The organism is Streptomyces millisiae (genome assembly GCF_031845425.1).
GTDB lineage: Bacteria > Actinomycetota > Actinomycetes > Streptomycetales > Streptomycetaceae > Streptomyces > Streptomyces millisiae.
Genome location: NZ_JAVREM010000002.1, coordinates 18,270 through 38,040, shown reverse-complemented (window position 1 = coordinate 38,040; position 19,771 = coordinate 18,270). Strand labels below are relative to the sequence as shown.

The 19,771-nt window shown below is 74.8% G+C and carries 20 protein-coding genes; 12 read left to right on the top strand and 8 right to left on the bottom strand.

Annotation, left to right across the window (positions count from 1 at the left end; all coding sequences use genetic code 11):
• Positions 1-1,008: a Gfo/Idh/MocA family protein gene (locus RNC47_RS02335; RefSeq protein WP_311595010.1), complete on the top strand. Its 1,008-nt coding sequence runs from the start codon at positions 1-3 to the stop codon at positions 1,006-1,008.
• A gap of 18 nt (positions 1,009-1,026) precedes the next feature.
• Here RNC47_RS02335 and RNC47_RS02330 read toward each other — a convergent pair whose 3' ends face one another.
• Positions 1,027-2,241 carry a hypothetical protein gene (locus RNC47_RS02330; protein ID WP_311595008.1) on the bottom strand — a complete coding sequence of 405 codons (1,215 nt, stop codon included), beginning with the start codon at positions 2,239-2,241 and terminating at the stop codon, positions 1,027-1,029.
• A 41-nt stretch (positions 2,242-2,282) separates the two neighbouring features.
• Here RNC47_RS02330 and RNC47_RS02325 point away from each other — a divergent pair, with 41 nt between their 5' ends.
• The 3 genes from RNC47_RS02325 to RNC47_RS02315 all read left to right on the top strand — a co-directional run bounded on the left by RNC47_RS02325 (position 2,283) and on the right by RNC47_RS02315 (position 4,964).
• A complete protein-coding gene (locus RNC47_RS02325) occupies positions 2,283-2,975 on the top strand; it encodes a TetR/AcrR family transcriptional regulator (protein WP_311595006.1) in 693 nt (230 codons plus the stop codon).
• A complete protein-coding gene (locus RNC47_RS02320) occupies positions 2,972-3,781 on the top strand; it encodes a phosphotransferase enzyme family protein (protein ID WP_311595005.1) in 810 nt (269 codons plus the stop codon). The genes RNC47_RS02325 and RNC47_RS02320 overlap by 4 nt, the downstream gene beginning before the upstream one ends.
• 103 nt (positions 3,782-3,884) lie before the next feature.
• The gene (locus RNC47_RS02315; RefSeq protein WP_311595003.1) at positions 3,885-4,964 is read left to right on the top strand and encodes a cellulose binding domain-containing protein; all 1,080 of its coding nucleotides are present in this window, start codon (positions 3,885-3,887) and stop codon (positions 4,962-4,964) included.
• A 21-nt stretch (positions 4,965-4,985) separates the two neighbouring features.
• Here the strand turns inward: RNC47_RS02315 and RNC47_RS02310 are convergent, their stop codons facing one another.
• Positions 4,986-5,597 carry a TetR/AcrR family transcriptional regulator gene (locus RNC47_RS02310; RefSeq protein WP_311595002.1) on the bottom strand — a complete coding sequence of 204 codons (612 nt, stop codon included), beginning with the start codon at positions 5,595-5,597 and terminating at the stop codon, positions 4,986-4,988.
• A gap of 115 nt (positions 5,598-5,712) precedes the next feature.
• On the opposite strand from RNC47_RS02310, the gene RNC47_RS02305 reads away from it, so the two are divergent.
• Positions 5,713-6,576: an SDR family oxidoreductase gene (locus RNC47_RS02305; protein WP_311595000.1), complete on the top strand. Its 864-nt coding sequence runs from the start codon at positions 5,713-5,715 to the stop codon at positions 6,574-6,576.
• Between the two features lie 10 nt (positions 6,577-6,586).
• On the opposite strand, the gene RNC47_RS02300 is transcribed toward RNC47_RS02305, so the two are convergent.
• Positions 6,587-7,441: an NAD-dependent epimerase/dehydratase family protein gene (locus RNC47_RS02300; RefSeq protein ID WP_311594998.1), complete on the bottom strand. Its 855-nt coding sequence runs from the start codon at positions 7,439-7,441 to the stop codon at positions 6,587-6,589.
• Between the two features lie 179 nt (positions 7,442-7,620).
• On the opposite strand from RNC47_RS02300, the gene RNC47_RS02295 reads away from it, so the two are divergent.
• A complete protein-coding gene (locus tag RNC47_RS02295) occupies positions 7,621-8,847 on the top strand; it encodes a vanadium-dependent haloperoxidase (protein ID WP_311594996.1) in 1,227 nt (408 codons plus the stop codon).
• A 118-nt stretch (positions 8,848-8,965) separates the two neighbouring features.
• On the opposite strand, the gene RNC47_RS02290 is transcribed toward RNC47_RS02295, so the two are convergent.
• On the bottom strand, positions 8,966-9,808 hold the full coding sequence (locus tag RNC47_RS02290; protein WP_311594993.1) for an oxidoreductase: 843 nt from the start codon (positions 9,806-9,808) through the stop codon (positions 8,966-8,968).
• 231 nt (positions 9,809-10,039) lie between these two features.
• Between RNC47_RS02290 and RNC47_RS02285 the strand changes: the two genes are divergently transcribed.
• The gene (locus RNC47_RS02285; RefSeq protein WP_311594991.1) at positions 10,040-10,951 is read left to right on the top strand and encodes a helix-turn-helix transcriptional regulator; all 912 of its coding nucleotides are present in this window, start codon (positions 10,040-10,042) and stop codon (positions 10,949-10,951) included.
• Entirely contained in the window at positions 10,948-11,796 is an 849-nt protein-coding gene (locus RNC47_RS02280; RefSeq protein WP_311594989.1) for an SDR family NAD(P)-dependent oxidoreductase, read from the top strand. The genes RNC47_RS02285 and RNC47_RS02280 overlap by 4 nt, the downstream gene beginning before the upstream one ends.
• Here the strand turns inward: RNC47_RS02280 and RNC47_RS02275 are convergent.
• Both RNC47_RS02275 and RNC47_RS02270 read right to left on the bottom strand, forming a co-directional pair.
• Entirely contained in the window at positions 11,742-12,479 is a 738-nt protein-coding gene (locus RNC47_RS02275; protein WP_311594987.1) for an SAM-dependent methyltransferase, read from the bottom strand. The genes RNC47_RS02280 and RNC47_RS02275 overlap by 55 nt on opposite strands.
• Before the next feature lie 60 nt (positions 12,480-12,539).
• Positions 12,540-13,835: an alpha/beta fold hydrolase gene (locus tag RNC47_RS02270; protein WP_311594985.1), complete on the bottom strand. Its 1,296-nt coding sequence runs from the start codon at positions 13,833-13,835 to the stop codon at positions 12,540-12,542.
• Between the two features lie 154 nt (positions 13,836-13,989).
• On the opposite strand from RNC47_RS02270, the gene RNC47_RS02265 reads away from it, so the two are divergent.
• The 3 genes from RNC47_RS02265 (at position 13,990) to RNC47_RS02255 (ending at position 16,774) form a co-directional block, all read left to right on the top strand.
• A complete protein-coding gene (locus tag RNC47_RS02265; RefSeq protein ID WP_311594983.1) occupies positions 13,990-15,117 on the top strand; it encodes a sensor histidine kinase in 1,128 nt (375 codons plus the stop codon).
• On the top strand, positions 15,114-15,791 hold the full coding sequence (locus RNC47_RS02260) for a response regulator transcription factor (protein ID WP_311594982.1): 678 nt from the start codon (positions 15,114-15,116) through the stop codon (positions 15,789-15,791). Before RNC47_RS02265 ends, RNC47_RS02260 begins: the two co-directional genes overlap by 4 nt.
• A gap of 101 nt (positions 15,792-15,892) precedes the next feature.
• On the top strand, positions 15,893-16,774 hold the full coding sequence (locus RNC47_RS02255; RefSeq protein ID WP_311594979.1) for a nuclease: 882 nt from the start codon (positions 15,893-15,895) through the stop codon (positions 16,772-16,774).
• 37 nt (positions 16,775-16,811) lie between these two features.
• Here the strand turns inward: RNC47_RS02255 and RNC47_RS02250 are convergent, their stop codons facing one another.
• Positions 16,812-17,441, bottom strand: a complete 630-nt coding sequence (locus RNC47_RS02250) for a flavin reductase family protein (RefSeq protein ID WP_311594977.1) — start codon at positions 17,439-17,441, stop codon at positions 16,812-16,814.
• Positions 17,442-17,506: 65 nt separating this feature from the next.
• On the opposite strand from RNC47_RS02250, the gene RNC47_RS02245 reads away from it, so the two are divergent.
• The gene (locus RNC47_RS02245; RefSeq protein ID WP_311594975.1) at positions 17,507-18,232 is read left to right on the top strand and encodes an ArsR/SmtB family transcription factor; all 726 of its coding nucleotides are present in this window, start codon (positions 17,507-17,509) and stop codon (positions 18,230-18,232) included.
• A 25-nt stretch (positions 18,233-18,257) separates the two neighbouring features.
• Here RNC47_RS02245 and RNC47_RS02240 read toward each other — a convergent pair whose 3' ends face one another.
• On the bottom strand, positions 18,258-19,694 hold the full coding sequence (locus RNC47_RS02240; protein WP_311594974.1) for a BNR repeat-containing protein: 1,437 nt from the start codon (positions 19,692-19,694) through the stop codon (positions 18,258-18,260).
• Positions 19,695-19,771: the final 77 nt, after the last annotated feature.

The window sequence follows — 19,771 nt, the reverse complement described above, 5'->3', positions numbered from 1 at the left end:
ATGGTGGGAGAAGCCCGGAAGACCGTGCGGATCGGCGTCCTCGGCGCCGCCCGGATCGTGCGGCGCGCGCTGGTGCTGCCCGCCCGTCGGGTGCCCGAGGTCACGGTGGCGGCGATCGCCGCCCGGGACCGGCACCGGGCCCATGCCCACGCCCGCCGCCTCGGCATCCCACGCGTCCACGAGGACTACGACGCGCTGCTCGCCGACCCCGACCTCGACGCCGTCTACGTGCCGCTGCCCAACTCCCTGCACGCCGAGTGGAGCGTCCGGGCGCTGCGCGCCGGCAAGCACGTGCTGTGCGAGAAGCCGATCGCCGGCAACGAGGCGGAGGCCCGGCGGCTGGCGGACGTGGCGGCCCGCACCGGGCGGATCGTCTGCGAGGCGATGCACCCCGCCTACCACCCACTCACGGACCGGGTCAGGACGCTCGTCGCGGAGGGCGCGATCGGCGAGGTCGGGCACGTCGAGGCCCGGATCGCCTTCCCGATCCCCTCCACCGGGGACATCCGCTGGAGCTACGAGCTCGGTGGCGGCGCCGTCATGGACCTGGGCGTCTACGCGGTGGCGCTGCTGCGCACGCTCACGGGCGCCGAGCCGACGGAGGTGACCGGGGCCGAGGCCAGGATCCGAACCCCGGGCGTCGACCGCCGGGTCGACGCCCGGCTGCGCTTCCCGAACGGCGCGACCGGCCGGATCGTGACCTCGATGTGGGGCTGGCCGTTGCTGGCCGGCCACTGCCGCGTCGAGGGCTCCGCAGGACGGTTGACGGTGCTCAACCCGCTCGGGCCGCACCTGTTCCATCGCATCGTCCTCGACACCGGCAGCCGACGCCGGCACGAGAGGGTGGCCGGGCGCCCGGACACCTACACCTGCCAACTGCGGGCGTTCGCCGAGGCGATCACCCACGGCCGGCCGCTGCCGACCGGTCCCGAGTACTTCCTGGCCAACACCCGGGTCATCGACGCGATCTACCACGCCACCGGACTGCCGCTCCGGGGGGCGGGCTGACGCCGGGACGCCGCCGCGCTACGCGCCGCCGGCACCGGTCAGGTCCGCCGGCAGCAACTGCTCGGTGAGCAGCCGCCGCACCCGCGCCGCCCGGTCCCCGCCGCGCCCGAGGTACTCCCCCACCACCCGGTGCCCGTGGTGGTAGCCCAGCACGTACAGGCCCATGCCGGGCGCCCGCAGCGAGGTCAACGCGGCCGCGACGCCGGCCTCGTCGAGCAGCGCCCACCGGCCGAGGTAGCCGGCGACCTCGGCCTCGGGCCTGCCCTCGGCGGCCAGCAGCGCCGCGTTGGCCCAGGCGCCCCAGAGCACGTTGCGCGCCCGGTGCACGGCGGCCAGGTCCGTGCCGTCGGGGGCGATGCCGTAGGTCGGGAACACCCGGTCCGCCAGCCAGCGGCGGGCCTCGTCGCCGGGGAACACGAGCTCCTGGGCGTGCAGCCCGAGCCCCTCGCTGACCACGAACGAGGGCGAGAGCATGAACCGCACCCACTGGTCCGTCCAGCCGCGCCGCTCCAGGAGGTGGATCTCCTTCAGCAGCGACTCGGCGATGTGGCCGGGATGCCCCTCGTGGGCGACGACGTAGAGCAGGTCGGCCAGGTTGAACGGCAGGCTCCGGTTGATGTGGATCGTCGAGCGCGACCCGCCGTCGTAGGAGCCGGCGGCCAGGAAGTGCGCCTGGTCCACCAGCCGCACGCCGACCCGCTCGTCCGCCGGGAGCGACACGAACGCGCCGGTGCGGGCGCGCGTCTCGGCCACGGCCAGCCGGACCAGCCCCGGGAGGTCGGCGCGGCGCGCCTCGGGCAGGGCGTGGGCGGCCTCCCAGGCGTGCAGCCGGTCGGCCAACGACCCCGGGCCGCGCGGCAGCGCGGCGTCCAGCGCGTCGTGCGCCGCGCCGAGCACCGGCTCGTCCACCGGGTCCGCGACGACGCCCAGCGTCTCCCGCGCGTACTCGGCGAGCGGCGGCACCGTCCCGTCCAGGGTCCGCGCCACCGCGCGCAACGCACGGACCTGCGCGGCGAGGTAGCGGGCCCGTGGCGGGCCGAACGGCAGCCCGTCCAGCAGACGTTCCGCGTCCTCCACCAGCCGCCCGGCCGGCGGCTCCTCCTCCGCCGCCACCTCCCGCTCCCAGGCGGCCGGGCCCCGGTAGATCACCATGCCACCCACGCGCCGCGCGACCCGCAGCGCCAACCGCGCGTAGCCGCGCACCCATGCGTCCCGCACCGTTCGCTCATCCATACGACCGACGCTAGGTGTACGAACTTCCGTACACTGTACGGATGACGACGGAAAGCCTGTGGCTGCGCGAGGAGGACGACCGGCCGCCCCGGCCCCGGCTCTCCAGGGAGCGGATCGTGGCGGCGGCCGTCGCCCTCTTGGACGCGGAGGGCGTCGCCGGCTTCTCCATGCGCCGGCTGGCCGCCCGCCTCGACGCCGGCACGATGTCCCTCTACGGCCACGTCGGCAGCCGCGAGGACGTCCTCGACCTGGCCCTGGACGCGGTCTTCGACGAGATCCCGCTGCCGGCGCCCGGCTCGCCGTGGCGGGCCGTGCTCACCGAGCAACTCGTGGAGAGCCGGCGGACGATGCGCCGCCACCCCTGGGTGCCGGAGCTGCGCGCCACCCGGCCGCTGCTCGGCCCGATCGCGCTCGCCCACTCCGAGTGCTTCTACGCCGCGCTGGCCGGGGCGGGGCTCACGGGCCCCGGCCTGATCGCCGCCGTCAACGCGCTGACCTCCTACGCCCACGGCCACTCGGCCGCCGAGAACGTCTGGCGCGCCACCGTCCGCGCCCCGGAGCGCGAGGCCGCCCTGCGCCGCCGCGTCCAGCACCATCTGACCCGCCATGCCGACCGGTACCCGACGCTGGCGGCCCACGCCCAGGTCGAGTACGCCGACTTCGACGGCTCCTTCGAGCTGGGCCTCGACCTCGTACTCGACGGCATCGAGGCCCGGTTGCCGCCGGTAACGTGACCGCCGTGACGACGGACGGGGAGCCGCTGCCGGGCGGCATGGCCAACGCGGGCGCGGTACGACGGCGGGGCGACGTGGTCGTCCGCCCCGCCCCACCGGGCGCGCGGGCGCTCCACGCCCACCTCCACGCCCTGCGCCGGGCCGGTTTCGACGGCGTCCCGGCCCCGGTCCGGCTCACCGACGAAGGGCAGGAGGAGCTGTCCTTCGTCCCGGGAGACGTCGCCCTGCCGCCGTTCCCCGACTGGGCGTTGACCGACACCGCCCTGGAGTCGGTGGGCCGGCTGCTGCGGCGCCTGCACGACGCGAGCGCGACCGTCCCCGTCGACACCTCGGCCGACTGGTCGCGCGAGCTGTCCGACCCCGAGGGCGGGCCGCTGCTCTGCCACAACGACGTCTGCCCGGAGAACGTCGTCTTCACCGACGGCCGGGCCGTCGCCCTGATCGACTTCGACATGGCCGCCCCGGGGCGCCCGATCTGGGACCTCGCCATGACCGCCCGCTACTGGGTGCCCATGCTCGACCCCGACTCCGCGACCGCCGCCTATCCGCGACAGCCGGAGCCCTTCGCCCGGCTGCGGCTGCTCGCGGACGCCTACCGGCTCTCCTGGCCGGAGCGCGCCGCACTGCCGCTGGTGATCGAGCAGGCGACGGACGTCTGCCGGGCCTTCGTCGCCGCCCGGGTGGGGCGCGGCGACCCCGGCTATCTGGCGGCGCTCGCCAGGAACGGCGGCTGGGAGCGCTGGGACCGGCTGCGGGCCTGGCTCGCCGGGAACCGGGAGAGGTTCGCGGCGGCGCTCACCGAGTGACCTGAGGCCGGGGACGCGGCGGGGATTGACGGTCTTCACCGGTGGCTCGATAGTCCGCCTTGGGAGCGCTCCCAAAACCTGTCCCCGACTCCGAGGAGCGTTCATGTCCGCCTCACCACGGCGCCGGCTCGGTCGGCTCCTGACGCTGTTGCTCACCCTGCTGCTCGCGGCCGGCACCGGCCTCGCGGCGCAGCCCGCCGCGGCCGCCACGCCCACCCGGGTCATGCTGCTCGGCGACTCCATCACCGGCAACAACGGCTGCTGGCGCGCGCTGCTCTGGCAGCACCTGCAGTCCACCGGTCACACCGACGTCGACTTCGTCGGCACCCTCCAGAACCCCTACTGCCAGGGCTCCTTCGACGTCGACAACGAGGGACACGGCGGCTTCCTGGCCACCGGCATCGCCAACAACAACCAGCTGCCGGGCTGGCTCTCCGCGACCCAGCCGGACATCGTGCTGATGATGCTCGGCACCAACGACGTGTGGAGCCACCTGCCGCCGGCCACCATCCTGGACGCCTACCGCACGCTGCTGGGCCAGATGCGGGCCCAGAACCCGGACATGAGGCTGATCGTGGCGCAGATTCCGCCGATGAACCCGGGCGGCTGCGCCGACTGCGCCCAGGGCGCGGTGAACCTCAACAACGCCATCCCGGGTTGGGCCGCCACGCACAGCACCGAGCGCTCGCCGATCACCGTGGTCGACCAGTGGACGGGCTTCGACACGGCGGCCGACACCACCGACGGGGTGCACCCCAACGAGACGACGGGCATCCAGAAGTTGGCGAGCCGCTGGTACCCGGCGCTGGCCGCGGCGCTCGGCGAGGGCGGCACCGACCCGGGCCCGGGCCCCGATCCGGGCACCGGCGCCTGCCGCGTCGCCGTCACCACCAACAGCTGGAACACCGGCCTGACGGCGTCCATCAGCGTCACCAACACCGGCACCACGACCGTCAACGGCTGGTCACTCGGCTTCACGCTCGCCGGCGGCCAGCGCATCACCTCGGGCTGGAACGCCACCTACAGTCCGAGCAGCGGCGCGGTCACCGCGACCAACGCCGCCTACAACGGCACCATCGCGCCGGGAGCCAGCGTCTCCATCGGCTTCCAGGCCACCCACACCGGCGACGCGTCCGGCCCGACCGCCTTCGCCCTCAACGGCTCGGCCTGCGCGACGAGCTGACCGACCACCCCGCTGCGCGTCCTACGGCTCCCGCGGCCGGAGGCCGCGCAGCGCCGTGTCGACGACCTGGTCGGCGTACTCGGCGGTGAGGGGTCCGGTGCGCTGGAGCCAGCGGTTGAGGACGGGACCGAACAGCAGGTCGACGGCCACGTCCAGGTCCACGTCCGCCGCCAACTGCCCCGCGTCCCGCGCCGATCGCAGGCGCTCCTTCTTCAACTCCCGCATCGGCTCGTCCAACCGTTTCGCGTAGTCGGCGGCGAGGGCCGGGTCGTGGACGATCTCCGTGTGCAGGGCGCGCATGGGCTGGTCGTAGCGCGGGTCGTTGAGCTCCTCGACGGTGGCCCGCAGCACCAGCTTCAGGTCGGCGGCGAGGTCGCCGGTGTCGGGCAGGGCCGCGCTCTGCCCGTCGTCCCCCTCACCGGCGAGGGTGAGGAAGGCGTCGAAGAGCAGCGCGCCCTTCGAGGGCCACCAGCGGTAGATCGTCTGCTTGCCGACGCCGGCGGCGGCCGCGATGCCCTCGATGCTGAGCTTCGCGTATCCCACCTCTCCGACGAGGTCGAGGGCGGCGGTGAGGATGGCGCGCCGCGCGGTCTCGCTGCGGCGGCTGGGGTCGGGGGCGGCCTTCTTGGACATGGGTCCACCCTAGCAATGCATGAGACGAGACGGTCCGTCTTGACGGGCGGCGCTCGGCGACTCTATGGTTCATGCCAGCGAGACGGAACGGACCGTCTCGCCAGAAGGGAACACCATGGAAACCCCGAACACCGCCGCCTCCTCCCGGGTCTGGTTCATCACCGGGGCGAGCCGCGGTCTCGGCCGCGCCTTCACCGAGGCCGCGCTCGACGCGGGCGACCGCGTGGTCGGCACGGCCCGCGACATCTCGCCGCTCGACGAGCTCGCCGCCCGGCACCCGGGCCGCCTGCTCGCGCTGCGGCTCGACGTCACGGACCGGCAGGCGGTCTTCGACGTCGTCGGCGAGGCCGCCGCGCACTTCGGGCGGCTCGACATCGTCGTGAACAACGCCGGGGCGCTCTTCGCCGGCATGGTCGAGGAGTTCACCGAGGAGCAGGCACGCGCCCAGCTCGACGTCAACTTCTTCGGCCCGCTCTGGGTCGGCCAGGCCGTGCTGCCCCAGCTGCGGGCCCAGGGCAGCGGGCACATCGTGCAGATCTCCAGCATCGGCGCGCTCGGCGGCTTCCCCAGCACCGGCCTCTACAGCGCGAGCAAGTTCGCCCTGGAGGGCATGAGCGAGGCGCTGGCCGCCGAGGCCGCCCGGTTCGGCGTCAGGGTCACCATCGTCCAACCGGGCGGCTACTGGACGGACCTCTACGCCAACACCACGGCCACCCGTCCGGATCCCCACTACGACGAGCTGCGCGCGGAGCTGGAGAAGCAGTGGGCCGAGGGATCGGTGGACAGCGAACCACGGCTGGCCGCCGAGGCGTTGATGAAGCTGGTCGCCAGCGAGGACCCTCCGCTGCGGCTCCTGCTCGGCAGCATGGTCTACGACGTGGCCTTCGCCATCTCCAGGCAGCGCATGGAGACCTGGGCCGGCTGGGAGTCGGTGAGCCGCGCGGCGGAGCGGGCCGTCCCGGGCCCGCGGTCACAGTAGCGGCAGGCGGCTAGACGTGGTCGCGCCAGCTGTGCGCCGGCGCGTAGCCCAGCAGGCGGCGGGCCTTGGCCGTGGACATCAGCGACTCGTGGCGGCCGAGTTCGGTCCTGACCTCGACGTCCGGGAACTCGGCGGCGGCCAGCTCGGCGGACGGCGTGGACATCACCGTGTCGGGGCTGGCGATGACGAAGACCTCGACGCCCGGCGTCCGGTACTCCAGGCCCTTGCGGACGGCCTGGGCGCCGTCCCTGGCGTCGATGTAGGACCACAGGTTCCAGCGGCGCAGCCCCGGGTCCGCGTCGAAGGAGGGGAAGCGGGCGTAGTCCGACACCTCCATCACGTTGGAGAAGCGCAGGCCGACCATCGTCAAGGTCGGGTCCCAGCGGCAGAGTTGCGCGGCCAGCTGCTCCTCCAGGTGTTTGGCGAGCGAGTAGTTGCTCTCCGGCCGGGCCGGGTACTCCTCGTCCACCGGGAGGTAGGGCGGCGGGGTCTCGAAGGGCAGTCCGAGCACCGTCTCGCTCGACGCCCACACCACGTTGCGGATGCCGGCGAGCCGGGCGGCGGTGAAGACGTGGTAGGTGGACGTGATGTTGTTCCCGAAGACGGCCGTGTTCGGGACCAGCCCCGGCGCCGGGACCGCCGCGAGATGGGCCACGGCGTCGACGCGGTCGTAGCGGTCGTCCACCGCCGTGAGAGCCCCCACGACCTGGCCGTAGTCGGTCAGGTCGACCCGGACGAACGGGCACAGCGGCTCGGTCGGGGGCACCCGGTCGAGGTTGACCACGTCCCAGCCGTGGTCGAGCAACTCCCTGACGACGGCGCGGCCGAGCTTGCCGCTCCCGCCGGTGACGGCGACACGGGGCATGGGGGATCACGTACCTTCGTTCAGGATCATCGGTTCGGGTCGGGGGCCAGCCAATCACAGATGGCGCGAACCGCAATGGCGGCGTCACGCGCGGCCAGGACCGCGCAACATCGGGGTGCGACGATGACGAGCGCGGTGGCCGCCGTCCCCCTTGTCGATCTCCGTCCCTGGAGCCTTCGTTGAGCAGAACTCCCGCACGCCTGCCCGTACGCCTCCCCGCGGCCCTCGCGTTGGCCGCCGTCGGCGCCCTGGCCCTGCCGTCCGGCGCCGCCACCGCCGCCGAGGAGCCGGTGGACGTCGCCGTCGAGTGGTACGACGTGACGGCGGACACCGTCGCCGCCGCCGGCGCGTCCACACAGGTCACCAACAACCGTACCTGGGCCATCGGTTGGACGGCCGCCGCGCGGGCGCTCCGCGGTGACGGCCGGGCCGAGTTCCAGGAGGCCGCCCTGGCCGGTGCGGTGCACGAGGCGCTGAGCGCCCTCGCCCCCGCGCGCGCCACCGAGTTGGACGCCGCGCTGGCGGAGACCCTGGACCGGGTGCCCGACGGCCCGGCCGAGGACGCCGGCCTGGCGGCCGGTCGCGCCGAGGCCCGGGCGCTGTTGGCCGAACGCGAGGGCGACGGCCTCGACCCGGCCTCGGTCAACGTGACCTTCCCCGTGCCGCAACCGGCGCCCGGCGTCTGGCAGCCGACGCCGCCGGCCTTCGGCCCCGCGCTCCAGGCCGGCACCAGGAACGCGCGGCCCTTCCTGCTGTCGGACGGCGACCAGTACCGGCTCGCGCCGCCGCCCGCCGTCGACTCGGCGCGCCACCGGGCCGACCTGGCCGAGGTCGCGGCCTACGGCTCGGCGGACAGCACGGTGCGCACCGAGCAGCAGACGGAGACCGCCGCGTTCTGGTACGGCTCCTCGCTGACGCTCTACACGGAGCCGCTGCGGGTCGCGCTCAGCCGGTCGACGGAGGACCTCGGTGAGCGGGCCGAGTTGGTGGCGCTGTTCCACGTGGCGCTGGTGGACACCGCGATCGCCACGTCCGACAGCAAGTACGCCTACCTGGCCTGGCGCCCGGTCACCGCGCTGCGCGCGGCGGGCGACGCCGACTGGACCCCGCTGCACGTCACGCCGTCCCACCCGGACTACCCGAGCGGCCACGGCACCTACTCGGGCGCGGCCGAGGGCGTGCTCACGGCGCTGGTCGGCGCCCGCACCGCGCCGTTCGAGCTGACCAGCCCGACCGCGCCGGGCGTGACCCGCACCTACACCACCTGGCGGCAGCTGTCGCGGGAGAACATCGACGCCCGGGTGTTCTCCGGCATCCACACCAGGACGGCGGACGAGGCCGGTGTCCGGCTCGGCCGGACGGTCGCGGCGCACACTCTGCGTGCCGCCGAGCGGCTGTTCGGCTGATCCGCACCGCCGAGCGCCGCCGGGGCCGGCGGGCGGCGACCGGAGGCCGTTGGGCACCCGGCCGCCGCCCGCCGCGCCGACGAGTCGACGACCTGGCGGGGCGAACGGGAGGCGGGCCCTAGTGCTGGGCGGGGAAGTCCGCGCCGCGGGCGAGGTCCTCCCAGGCGGTGAACTCGGCACGCAGCTCGTCGAGCTTCTCCAGCGCCATGTCGTAGGCGGGGCTGCCGAGCAGCAGCCGGTGGGGCGGGTTGTCGGCGGTGACCGCGGTGACGATCGCCTCGGCGGCGCGGGCCGGGTCGCCGGGCTCGCGGCCGGTGTTCTCGCGGAAGGAGGCACGCGCGGCACCCGCCGTGGCGGCGTAGTCGGCGATCTCGTGCCCGGGCAGCGTCTCGTTCGCGGAGCGGCCGGCCCAGTCGGTGCGGAACGGTCCTGGCTCGGCCAGCAGCACCCTGATGCCGAGCGGTTCGACCTCCTGCCACAGCGCCTCGCTCAGCCCTTCGACGGCGAACTTGGTGGCGTTGTAGTAGCCGACGGCCGGGAAGGAGCGCAGGCCGCCGATGGAGGAGAAGTTGACGATGGTGCCGCCGCGGCGGGCCCGCATACCCGGCAGCACGGCCCGGACCATCGCGGACAGGCCGAAGACGTTGACCTCGAACATGCGGCGGATCTCCTCGTCGGTGCTCTCCTCCACCGCGGCGAAGTAGCCGATGCCCGCGTTGTTGACCAGCACGTCGACGCCGCCGAAGCGGTCCTCGGCCGCGGCGACGGCGGCCTGGATCCGGGCGGGGTCGGTGACGTCCAGGGCCAGGCCGAGAGCCCGGTCGGGCGCGGCAGCGACCAGGTCCTCGACCTGCTCGGGGCGGCGGGCGGTGACGACGGCCTGGTCGCCGCGGGCCAGCACGGTGGCGGCCAGCTGGCGGCCGAAGCCCGTGGAGCAGCCGGTGATCAGCCAAGTGGTCATGAGAGGTCCTCGCATCGTGGGTGATCTCGGAGAGTCGGCGCCGGGTCGAGCCCGGTCGGGCCCGGTCCACCGGGTGCCTCAGCCACGAAATCACCACCGGAACGGCCTTCGGCCCGCGATTCCAGGGCCGCTTCGCCCCAGGGACGCGGCTTCCCGGGACGCGGCTTCCTGGGACAAGCCGACCCACCCACCGCGCTCGCCGCGCCCCTACCGCGGCGGGACGATGGGTCCATGGCCGGCAACGTGGACCTCTCCCAGTTCCTGCGCCGCTGCCGGGACCGAATCGACCCCGAGTCGGTGGGCCTCCCGCACAGCGGCGCCTACCGCCGCGTGCCAGGGCTGCGCCGCGAGGAGGTCGCCCAGCTCGCCGGGGTGAGCACCGACTACTACACCCGCCTGGAGCAGGGCCGTGACATCACCCCCTCCGACGACGTCCTCGACGCGGTCGCCCAGGCGCTGCGCCTGGACGAGGCGGAGCGGTCGCACCTGCACGACCTGGTCAAGGCCCGGCCCGGCCGCCGTGCCCGGCGCGCGCCGCCCAGCGTGCAGCGGGCCCGCCCCGGTCTGCGGCGGTTCGTGGACTCGTTCCACGACCACGCCGCCTTCGTCCTCGGCCGACGCGGCGACGTCCTGGCCACCAACCACCTGTGCCGGGTCCTGATCGCCGACTTCGACGCGATGCCCTACCGGGAGCGCAACCTCACCCGGTGGATCGTCCTGTCGCCGGAGGCCCGCGAGCTGTACGTGGACTGGGAGCGGCTGGCCGCGGAGATGACGGCGATCCTGCGCCTGGACGCCGGCCGGTACCCGGACGACGCCCGCACCGCCGAACTGGTCGGTGAGCTGACGATGAAGAGCGAGCACTTCCGCCGCTGGTGGGACGACCACCGTGTCCTCACCCGCACCCACGGCCAGAAGCGCTTCAACCACCCGACGGTCGGCGCGCTGACCATCGACTACCAGGCCCTCGTCCCGCCCGGCGAGGAGGACCAGACCCTCTTCCTCTACATGCCCGCCCCCGACCGCGCCTCCCAGGAGGCATGGCGCCTGCTCGCGGACTGGAACACTCCCGCCCCCCACCGCCCCGAGCCGGACGGCGCCCCCCGTCCGCCCTCCCCCTCCGACGACAGGAGCAGTCTGTGAGCACCCCCTCCCCCCGCCCGCTGGCCCTGGTCACCGGAGCCTCCAACGGCATCGGCTACGAGATCGCCCGCCTGTGCGCGCGGGGCGGCTTCGACCTGGTCGCCACCGGCCGCAGCGCGAAGATCGAGGAGGCCGCCGAGCAGTTCACCCGCGATGGCGCCCAGGTCGTCCCCGTCCGCGCCGACCTCGCCGAGACGCAGGGAGTCGAGACGGTGTGGCGGGCCGTGGAGGAGACCGGCCGTCCGCTGGCCGCGGCGGTGCTCAACGCCGGACGCAGCATCGGCGGTGCGTTCCTCGACACCGATCTGGACGACGAGCTCTCGCTGATCTCCCTGAACGTCACGTCGGTCGTCCACCTCGCCAAGCACGTCGCCCGGCACATGGCCGCCCACCACGAGGGCAGGATCCTCATCACCTCGTCGCTGTCCGCGACCCTGCCCACCCCCTACGAGACCGTGTACGGGCCCTCCCGCGCGTTCACCCGCATGTTCGCCCTCGGCCTGCGCGAGGAGCTGAAGGAACACGGCGTCACCGTCACCACGCTCATGCCCGGCGCCACCGACAGCGACTTCCACACCCGGGCCGGCATGGACAACACCGCGTTCGGGCCCGGTATGAAGAAGAACAGCCGCCGGGAAGTCGCCCGCCAGGGCTTCGTCGCCATGATGAAGGGCCGGGCCGAGGTCGTGGGCGGCGACGCCGCCACCAGGCGCACCGCCGTCGAGCACCGCTTCCTGCCCGAGACCTACAAGGCCGCCCGCCACGCCACCAAGGCCAGGCCCCGCTCTGGTCAGCCGTTCGTCGGCCGCAGCACCAGGCAGACGAAGCCGAACGCGTCCCGGTAGCCGCGCAGCCACTGGTCGCGGTGGGTGGTGGCGCGGGTCAGGGCGGTCGCGGCGCCCGGGTCGTCGGGGTGGTCGAGGGCCCAGGAGGCGAGGGAGCCGGTCCAGGACCACTCGTAGCCGTCGAGTTCCCGGCGGGTGCTGAGGTGGCCGTGGACGGGGGTCCAGCCGTCCGCGGTGACCGTGTCGACGGTGGTCGGCAGGTCGGCGAGGTCGCCGAGTATCTCAACGGCCTCGGGCGTGGGCCGGTGCGCCCAGTAGCCGTCGCCCACCAGGACCCGGCCGCCCGGCGTGAGGTGGGCGCGGGCGGCGGCCAGCGTGGGGAGCAGGCCGCCGAAGGCGTGGGTGGCGCCGACGCACAGCACCACGTCGAACGCGTGCGAGGCGGGGAAGTCGGCGGCGTCCCGGTGGTGCAGGGTGAGGCGGTCGTCGACGCCGAGCCGCCGGGCGGCGGCGCGGGCCTCGGCCAGCGCGCTCTCAGCCGTGTCCACGCCCTCGGCGCGCAGTCCGGGGTGCGCGGCGAGGGCGCGCAGCAGCCATTCGCCGCGGCCGCAGCCGAGGTCGAGGACGCGCTCGTCGCCGCGCCGGATGCCGTGGTGGAGGAGGCCGCGCACGGCGTCGTCGTCGAGCGGCGCCGCGACCGGATGGTCGGCGTGGGCGAGCCTGGAGATCTGTTCCCGGTCCATGGGGCGGAGAATGTCATGGCGCGCTCCGCCCCGCATCTCGAATAGGAGCCGCCGGCACGCTCACTGGCGGGGCGTCAGGAAGTCCAGGATCGCCTCCCGGTAGGCGTCCGGCTGGTCGGACTCGATGACGTGGCCGGCGTCGGGGATGGTCACCAGCCGGGCCTCCGGCAGGACTTCGGCGTACTCGGCGGCGATCTCGGGGCGCTTGTAGTCGCAGTCGCCGCGCAGCACCAGGGTGGGGACGTGGCTGGAGCGCAGCGCGGGGCGCGGGTCGGGGACCGTCGACTGGTCGGCGCTGACGAGCTGGTTGGCGTAGAAGCCGGGCAGGGCGGCGGAGGTGACCGTCAGCGGCCGGGTGGGGTCGCAGGCGGCGGCCGGGGCGGCGATGTCGAGGAGTTCGGCGAAGAGCGGGTCGATCTCGGCGTCCGGGACGAGCGCGTGGGCGGCCCGTGGGTTGACCCCGGTCAGCAGCGACCAGGCGACCAGTCGCGGGTTGTTCTCCAACTCCGCGATGCGGCGCTCCTGTTCTGGGGTGAGGCGGTCCCAGATGTCGCCCTCGCCACGGTCGGCCCAGGCGGGGGCCCAGAGCGTGCCGGGCGAGGTGAGGACCATGGCGGCGACCCGGCCGGGGTGGGCGGCCAGGTACTCGGCGGCGAGGCTGGCGCCCCAGGAGCTGCCCAGCAACACCACGCGGTCGGCGCCGAGTTCGACGCGGATCGCCTCCAGGTCGGCGACCTGGCGGGCCACCGTGTAGCCGGTGGGGTCGGACAGCCGGGTGGAGCGCCCGGAGCCCACCTGGTCGTAGGTGTAGACGTCGTAGCCGCGACTCGCCAGGGCCCGGTCGACGTCGCTCGGTCCGTCGCCCGGGGTGCCGGGGCCGCCGTGCAGGACGATCACGGGGGTGGGACGCGGCGGTCCGACGGCCGGCAGGTGGTGGTGGGCGAGGCGGGAGCCGGTCGGCAACTCCCAGTAGCCGGTGGGCTCGAAGCGTGGTCGCGGCGCGGCCACGTCGAGCGGGCGCAGCACGGTGGCCGCGGCGAGCAGCACGGTGGCCAGCGCGACCAGGCCGGTGACGGTCACGGTGACGTGCCGGCGGCGCACGGCGGCGTGCACCGGGAGGCCGCAGCCGAGCAGCAGGGCGACGAGCGCCGCCGCGTACAGCGACGGGAGCCGGTCGGTGACCGTGGCGGCGCCGAGGAAGGCGGCCGCGGCGGCGACGGGGCCGAGCAGCACGCCGAGCGGAACCAGCAGCACGCCGGCGAGCACCCGCGGCCAACGGCGGCGGGCGTCGGCGGCGGGCGCGGTCTCGTCCGAGGTCTCGTGCCCGGCCTCGGGAGGTGTGGTCGTGGAAGTCATGGGGCCAGGCTCGGGGCGCCCGCGCCCGGGGATCGTCAGCCGCGCGGCTCGACCGCGTCCGCCGCGCGGTGGACGGCGGGTCCGCCCGCCGGGGGACGCGCCCGGCCGGCCGGGGCTCGTACTGTGGGACGGCCGAGGGCGGGGAGGGGTGGCGGTGCGCGAGGCGTCGAGAGCCGGGTGGCGGGCCGAGGGACCGGTCGAGCGGGGCGTGCTGTGGGTGCTGCTGGACGTGGCGGTGGCCTATGTCTCGGCCGTGATCGCGATCGGTTCCTCCGACCACACGGCGTCGGTCGCCGAGGGGCCCGTCGTCGAGCGGGCGTGCGCGGTGGTCTGGTTCCTCGCCATCGCCGGGCGGCGCTTCGCGCCCGTGCCGGCGCTGTGGGCCGGCGCGGCGGCCACGGTGGTGGCGGTCGCGGCGGGGCTGCCGGTGACCAACGCCTCGCTGGCCTCGGCGCTCGCCCTGTCCCTGGTGCTGCGGGTCCTGGCCCCGCGCCCGGCGCTCGAACTGGCGGCGGCGCCGGTGGCGGCCGCGCTCGGCGCGCTGGCGTTCCGCCCCGAGTCCTTCGTCCCGGCGCTGGTCGTGCACGTCGTGGCCTGGCTGGTGGGCCGGGACGGCAGGCTGCGGCGGGAGGCGGACGCGGTGCTGCGGGAGCGGGAGCGGGAGCGGGTGCTCGCCGGGGAACGCGCGCGGCTGGCCGGGGAGTTGCACGACGCGGTGGGGCACGCGGTGACGGTGATGGTGACCCACGCCGGGGCGGCCAGGCTGCTGCTCGGCGACCGGCACGCGGAGGCGCGGCAGGCCCTCGTCCAGATCGAGCGGACCGGGCGGGAGGCGATGGCCGACCTCGACCAGGTGCTGGGGCTGCTGACCGGCCCCGGCGGCCGCCCGCCCGACCTCGCCGGAGCCCTCACCTCGCTGGCCGCCGCCCTCCCGCCCGCCGTCACGGCGGAGCTGCGGCTGCCGGCGTCGCTCGACGCGCTGAGCCCGACCACCGCGGAGGCGGTGCGCCGGCTGGTCCAGGAGTCGCTGACCAACGTGGTGCGCCACGCCGGCGGCGCCCGTGTCGTGGTCGAGCTGCGGCTCGACGCCGACGCCGTGCGGGTGGCGGTGTCGGACGACGGCCGGGGCGGCGCCGCGGCCTCCGGAGGGGGCCGGGGCCTGGCGGGGATGCGGCGGCGCGTCGGCCGGCTCGGCGGCACCGTCGAGGCCGGCCCCCGCGAGCACGGCGGCTGGTCGGTGCGGGCCCGCATACCGTTCGTCCCGCCGAAGGAGGCCGCGTGATCCGGGTGTTGCTCGCCGACGACGAGGCGCTGATGCGCGCCGGGCTGCGGATGATGCTGCACACCCAGCCCGACATCACGGTGGTCGGCGAGGCGGCCGACGGCCGGGAGGCCGTGGAGCTGGCCCGCGCCACCGCGCCGGACGTGGTCCTGATGGACGTGCGCATGCCCGGCCTGGACGGCATCGCCGCCACCCGGGCGTTGACGGCGGCGGGCGACGCTCGGGTGCTGGTGCTGACCACCTTCGAGCTCGACGAGTACGTCTTCGGCGCCGTGCGCGCCGGGGCCAGCGGCTTCCTGCTCAAGCGCAGCCCGCCGGAGACGCTGATCGAGGGGGTGCGGACGCTGGCCGCCGGCGAGGCCCTGCTCGGGCCGAGCGTCACCCGCCGGCTGCTCGCCGAGTTCGCCAGGTCGGGACCCGCCGAGCCGTCGCCCGAGGTGGCCCGGCGCCTGGCCCGCCTGACCGAGCGCGAGCACGAGGTGCTGTTGCTGCTCGCCCGCGCCCTGTCCAACGCCGAGATAGCCGGCCGGCTGCACGTGGGCGAGGCCACGGTCAAGACCCATGTGGCCCGGGTGCTGACCAAGCTCGGGCTGCGCGACCGGGTGCACGCCGCGGTCTTCGCGTTCGACCACGGCCTGGTCCGCCCGGGCCGGGGCCCCGGCCCGACCCGGTGACGTCGTGGCACGGACGGATCTCCCGGCGCGCACCGTGCGCGGTCGGCGATTACCTTCGGTGAGGTAGCCACCGACGTCGTCTCACGTTGACCGGAGTCGCCATGTCCATGTTGCTGATCAGGGGTTCCTTCCGGCCGTCGGGGGGCGCCAAACCGGACGGCGACACCGTCCCGTTCATCCCCGACACCGTCGCCGACTGGAAGCTCGTGCCCGGCACCCCGATCCGGCCCGGGGTGGACGGCCAGGCGGCCGTGCGCCTGGAGGCCGTCGACGCGCTGGAGACCCACTACGCCAGACCCGGCACCACGGTGCAACACCAGCCGCTCGGCCTCGCGCACCAGGCGGCGGACGAGCTGCTGACCTGGCTCGGCTTCACCGACATCCACCGTGCGGAGAACGAGACCGTCACCACCACCCCCGAGACCGTCCCCGGCTTCATCCTCACCCGCGGCGCCGACGTCTACGGCCGGTGCGTGGCCCTGGTCGGCCGTGGCAGGCCACCCGCCTGCAGCGGCTACGAGATCGACGTCGACGAGGGCCTGCTCAAGAAGACCGCCAACCACCACCTGCTCACGGTCGGCCTGGCCTACCCGACCTTCTACGCGGGCTTCCCCTCCCGCCTGCGCGCGGTCATGACCGCCGCGGCCAAGGAGGCGAGGGACGCCTCGCCGAAGAAGGGTGTGTGGCTGAAGGACGCGACCACCGAGGGGGCGAAGATCACCGGAATGCCCTCGCTCACGGCCGACGACGGGGCGGTCATCCTCCCGAAGCTGTTCCGCCGGCTGAAGGACTACTTCGACCTCAACCCGGCGAACCCGCCGCTGGACTGTTTTCCCGCCTTCCTCGCCGGGGCGGGTGACCGGTTCCGCGTCACCGGCCGGCCCAAGGAGATCACCGGGCTGCAGCACGTGGTCGAGATCACCAACGAGGCGACTCTGAGGATGACCGAGCGGCCGGAGGACCTCCTCTTCGTGGAGAAGTAGCCGCCACGCACCCGGCCGTACGGGACGTGCCGGCCGGTCAGGCCGCCCCCGGGGTCTGGCTGCGGTAGGAGTGGCCGAGCTGGGGGCCGAGGCCGAAGTAGTGGCGGAAGTTGTAGATCAGCGGGCTCCAGGCGCCGGGGTCGACGTGGTCCGTGCCGGGCACCACGATGGCCCGGTCCGCGTGGACGGCCAGCACGACGGCCTCCACGATGACGAAGCCCTCAGGCACGCCGGGACGCACCCGCTCCGCGCGCGCCTCCAACTGCAGGGGGCACTCGGCGACCCGCGGCGGCCCGACCAGCCGGGACGGCTCCGGGCACAGGCCGGCCGCGGCGAACTTGTCCGGCTCGTGGCGGCAGCCCGGCGCCTTGGTCGCCGGCACCGGGTACCGGCCGGTCAGCGGGGCCAGCCGCTCGACCGCCGGCCACTGGGCGGGCCCGGGCAGGTTGATCACCAGCTCGGGGCGCGCTCCCAGGTTCCGCGCCGTCTGCCCCTCCTCGCCGAGGCCGAGCACCACCGTCCGCCCCAGGGCCCAGGCGGACGACATCGGGGCGAGGTTGACCGAGCCGTCCGCGTTCTCCGTGGACAGCAGGACGACCGGCGTCCCGAAGTAGAGGATGCTCGGCTCGATCGTGACGTGGGCGGTGTCCTGTGGCGCGACGTTCATGCTCCGGCACACTAGGCCGCAGTCGTTTCGGCCGCCGCCGAAGCGTCGTCGGCGACAATGGCCTCATGGACACCACGCAGGCCCGCGCCGCCGGCCCCGACCTGGCCGCCGTGGCCAGGCTGCTGGCCGACGGCACCCGCGCCGGCTTCTGCCTGGCGCTGCTGGACGGCCGGGCGTGGACCGCGGCGGAGCTGGCGCGACACCTGGGCGTCGCCGCCTCCACCGCGACCGAGCACCTGCACGCGCTGGTGGGCGGGGGCCTGCTCGCCGAGGAGCGGCAGGGGCGGCACCGGTACGTCCGGCTCGCCGGCCCCGAGGTGGCCCAGCTCGTCGAGGACCTGGCGGCGCTCGCGCCCCGGCGCGCCGGGCCGCCCGCGACCCTGTCGGCCGCCGGCCGGCGCGACGCGCTGGCGCACGCCCGCACCTGCTACGACCACCTGGCGGGCACGGTCGGGGTGGCGATCACCGACGCGATGGTCGAGCGGGGCCTGCTGGAACTGGCGCACGGGTTCGGCCTGACCGCCGCGGGACACGACTGGCTCGGGGAGCTTGGCGTCACGGTCCCGGCCGGCGGCCGTCGCCCGGCCGTCCGGCCCTGCCTGGACTGGACGGAGCGCCGCCCGCACCTGGCCGGCGCGGTGGGCGCCGCGCTGTGCCGTCACGCGTTCGACGCCGGTTGGATCTCCCGGGTGGGCTCGACCCGCGCGGTGCTCGTCACGGCCGCGGGCCGTGCGGCGCTCACGGCGCGCCTCGGCCTCTCCGACCGGCTGCTCGTGCGGAGCCGGGCCTGAGCCGGTCGCTCCATGCGAACGGACGTCAGCCGCGCGGGAGTTGGAAGTCGATGACGCGCAGCGGCGAGGGCGTGGTGCCGGTGGAGCGCTCCTGGTAGAGCACGGAGAGCACGCCGTCGACGGGGACCCGGGTCGAGTCGACGACGACCTCGCCGAAGGCGTTGAGCGTCGAGGTGCCGTCGTGGAGCAGGGTCCAGTCGGTCCAGCCACTGGCGGCCGAGGCGGCGACGACCCGGACGTACGGCATGACGACGTAGGCGTTGTCGAGGGCGTCGAACACCAGCTGGGAGCGCTGGCTCGACCGCAGCGGGACCGGGATCTCCCGCTTGTGCCAGGCGCCGGCCGCGTCCTGGTGGACGTGGAAGTTGTAGGCGTTGGCGATCCGGCCGGCGACGTAGTCGCGGACGCACTGCCCGAACCGTCCCGGGACGTAGCTGATCAGCGCGTGCGGCCGGCCGGTCGAGTCGACGGCCTGGGACTCCTGGTTCATCAGCGCGTGGTCGGGGCTCAGTGGATCGACCACCAGGCCGGGTGAGGTGACGGAGACGAGCTGGGCGCCGGTGGTGCCGACGACCGCGCCCGCCGCGTTGGTCCAGGTGCGGCCGGCGTCGGCGCTGCGCAGGTAGACCGTGTCGTGGTTGGTGAGGTTGGCGCCGCAGGTCACGGCGGTCGACTGTTCGCGCCAGGTGCCGAAGACGTGCAGCCGGCCGTCGCGGCCGTAGTCGAGGCCGTGGAGGTAGAGGTTGCGGGAGCCGCTGCTGCCGTAAGCCGTGGTGTAGGTGCCGGTGGCGCTCGACCAGGCGCCCAGGTTGGTCCAGCGGGTGCCGTCGTACTCGGCGAGCGCGGCCTGACCGTTGCCCGAGTAGCCGGTGCGGTAGCTGAGTTGGAGGCGCCCCGCCGGCGAGACGAGGAACTGCGGGTACGTGAAGGTGGCGGTGAGGGCCGTACCGTCCATACTGGTCTGGACGGGGCCGAAGCGGTCGGCCCGCCAGGGGTGGGCGGCCGGTGAACCGGCAAGGCCCGCCACCGACTTGACGTAGAAGTAGCCGCCGCTGTGCGAGTCCATCACGAGGTGGAGCCGGCCGTCGCCCGGCGAGACGCCGGCCGAGATGACGTTGTGCGAGTCGTCGGCCGTGAGCGCGTGGCCGACGGTGGTCCTCGACCAGGTGGTCGACGTCAGGGCGCGCCGGGCGACGGTGGCCTGGCGGTCGGCGGCGTACCAGACGGCGTACTGGTGGCCGTTGTGGGTGAGCAGCCCGTGCTTCTGGAAGGCGTTGTTGTTGACCAGGCCGTCGTAGGAGACGAAGTAGAGGGCCGTCGCGTCGAGCAGGGTGCTGCCGCGCACGGTGACGGACGGGCCGGCCGCCGCCGCGGCGCCGGCGCGGCCGGCGGCGAGTCCGCCGAGGGCGGCGGCGCCGATGGCGCTCTGGATCACGCTTCTGCGGTTGGGCGTGCGGGGCATGGCGCACTCCACGCTCTCCGGCTGAATGGATTCAACCCGTCACGGTACCGGACCGGGGCCGCTCGGGGCGAGGGACC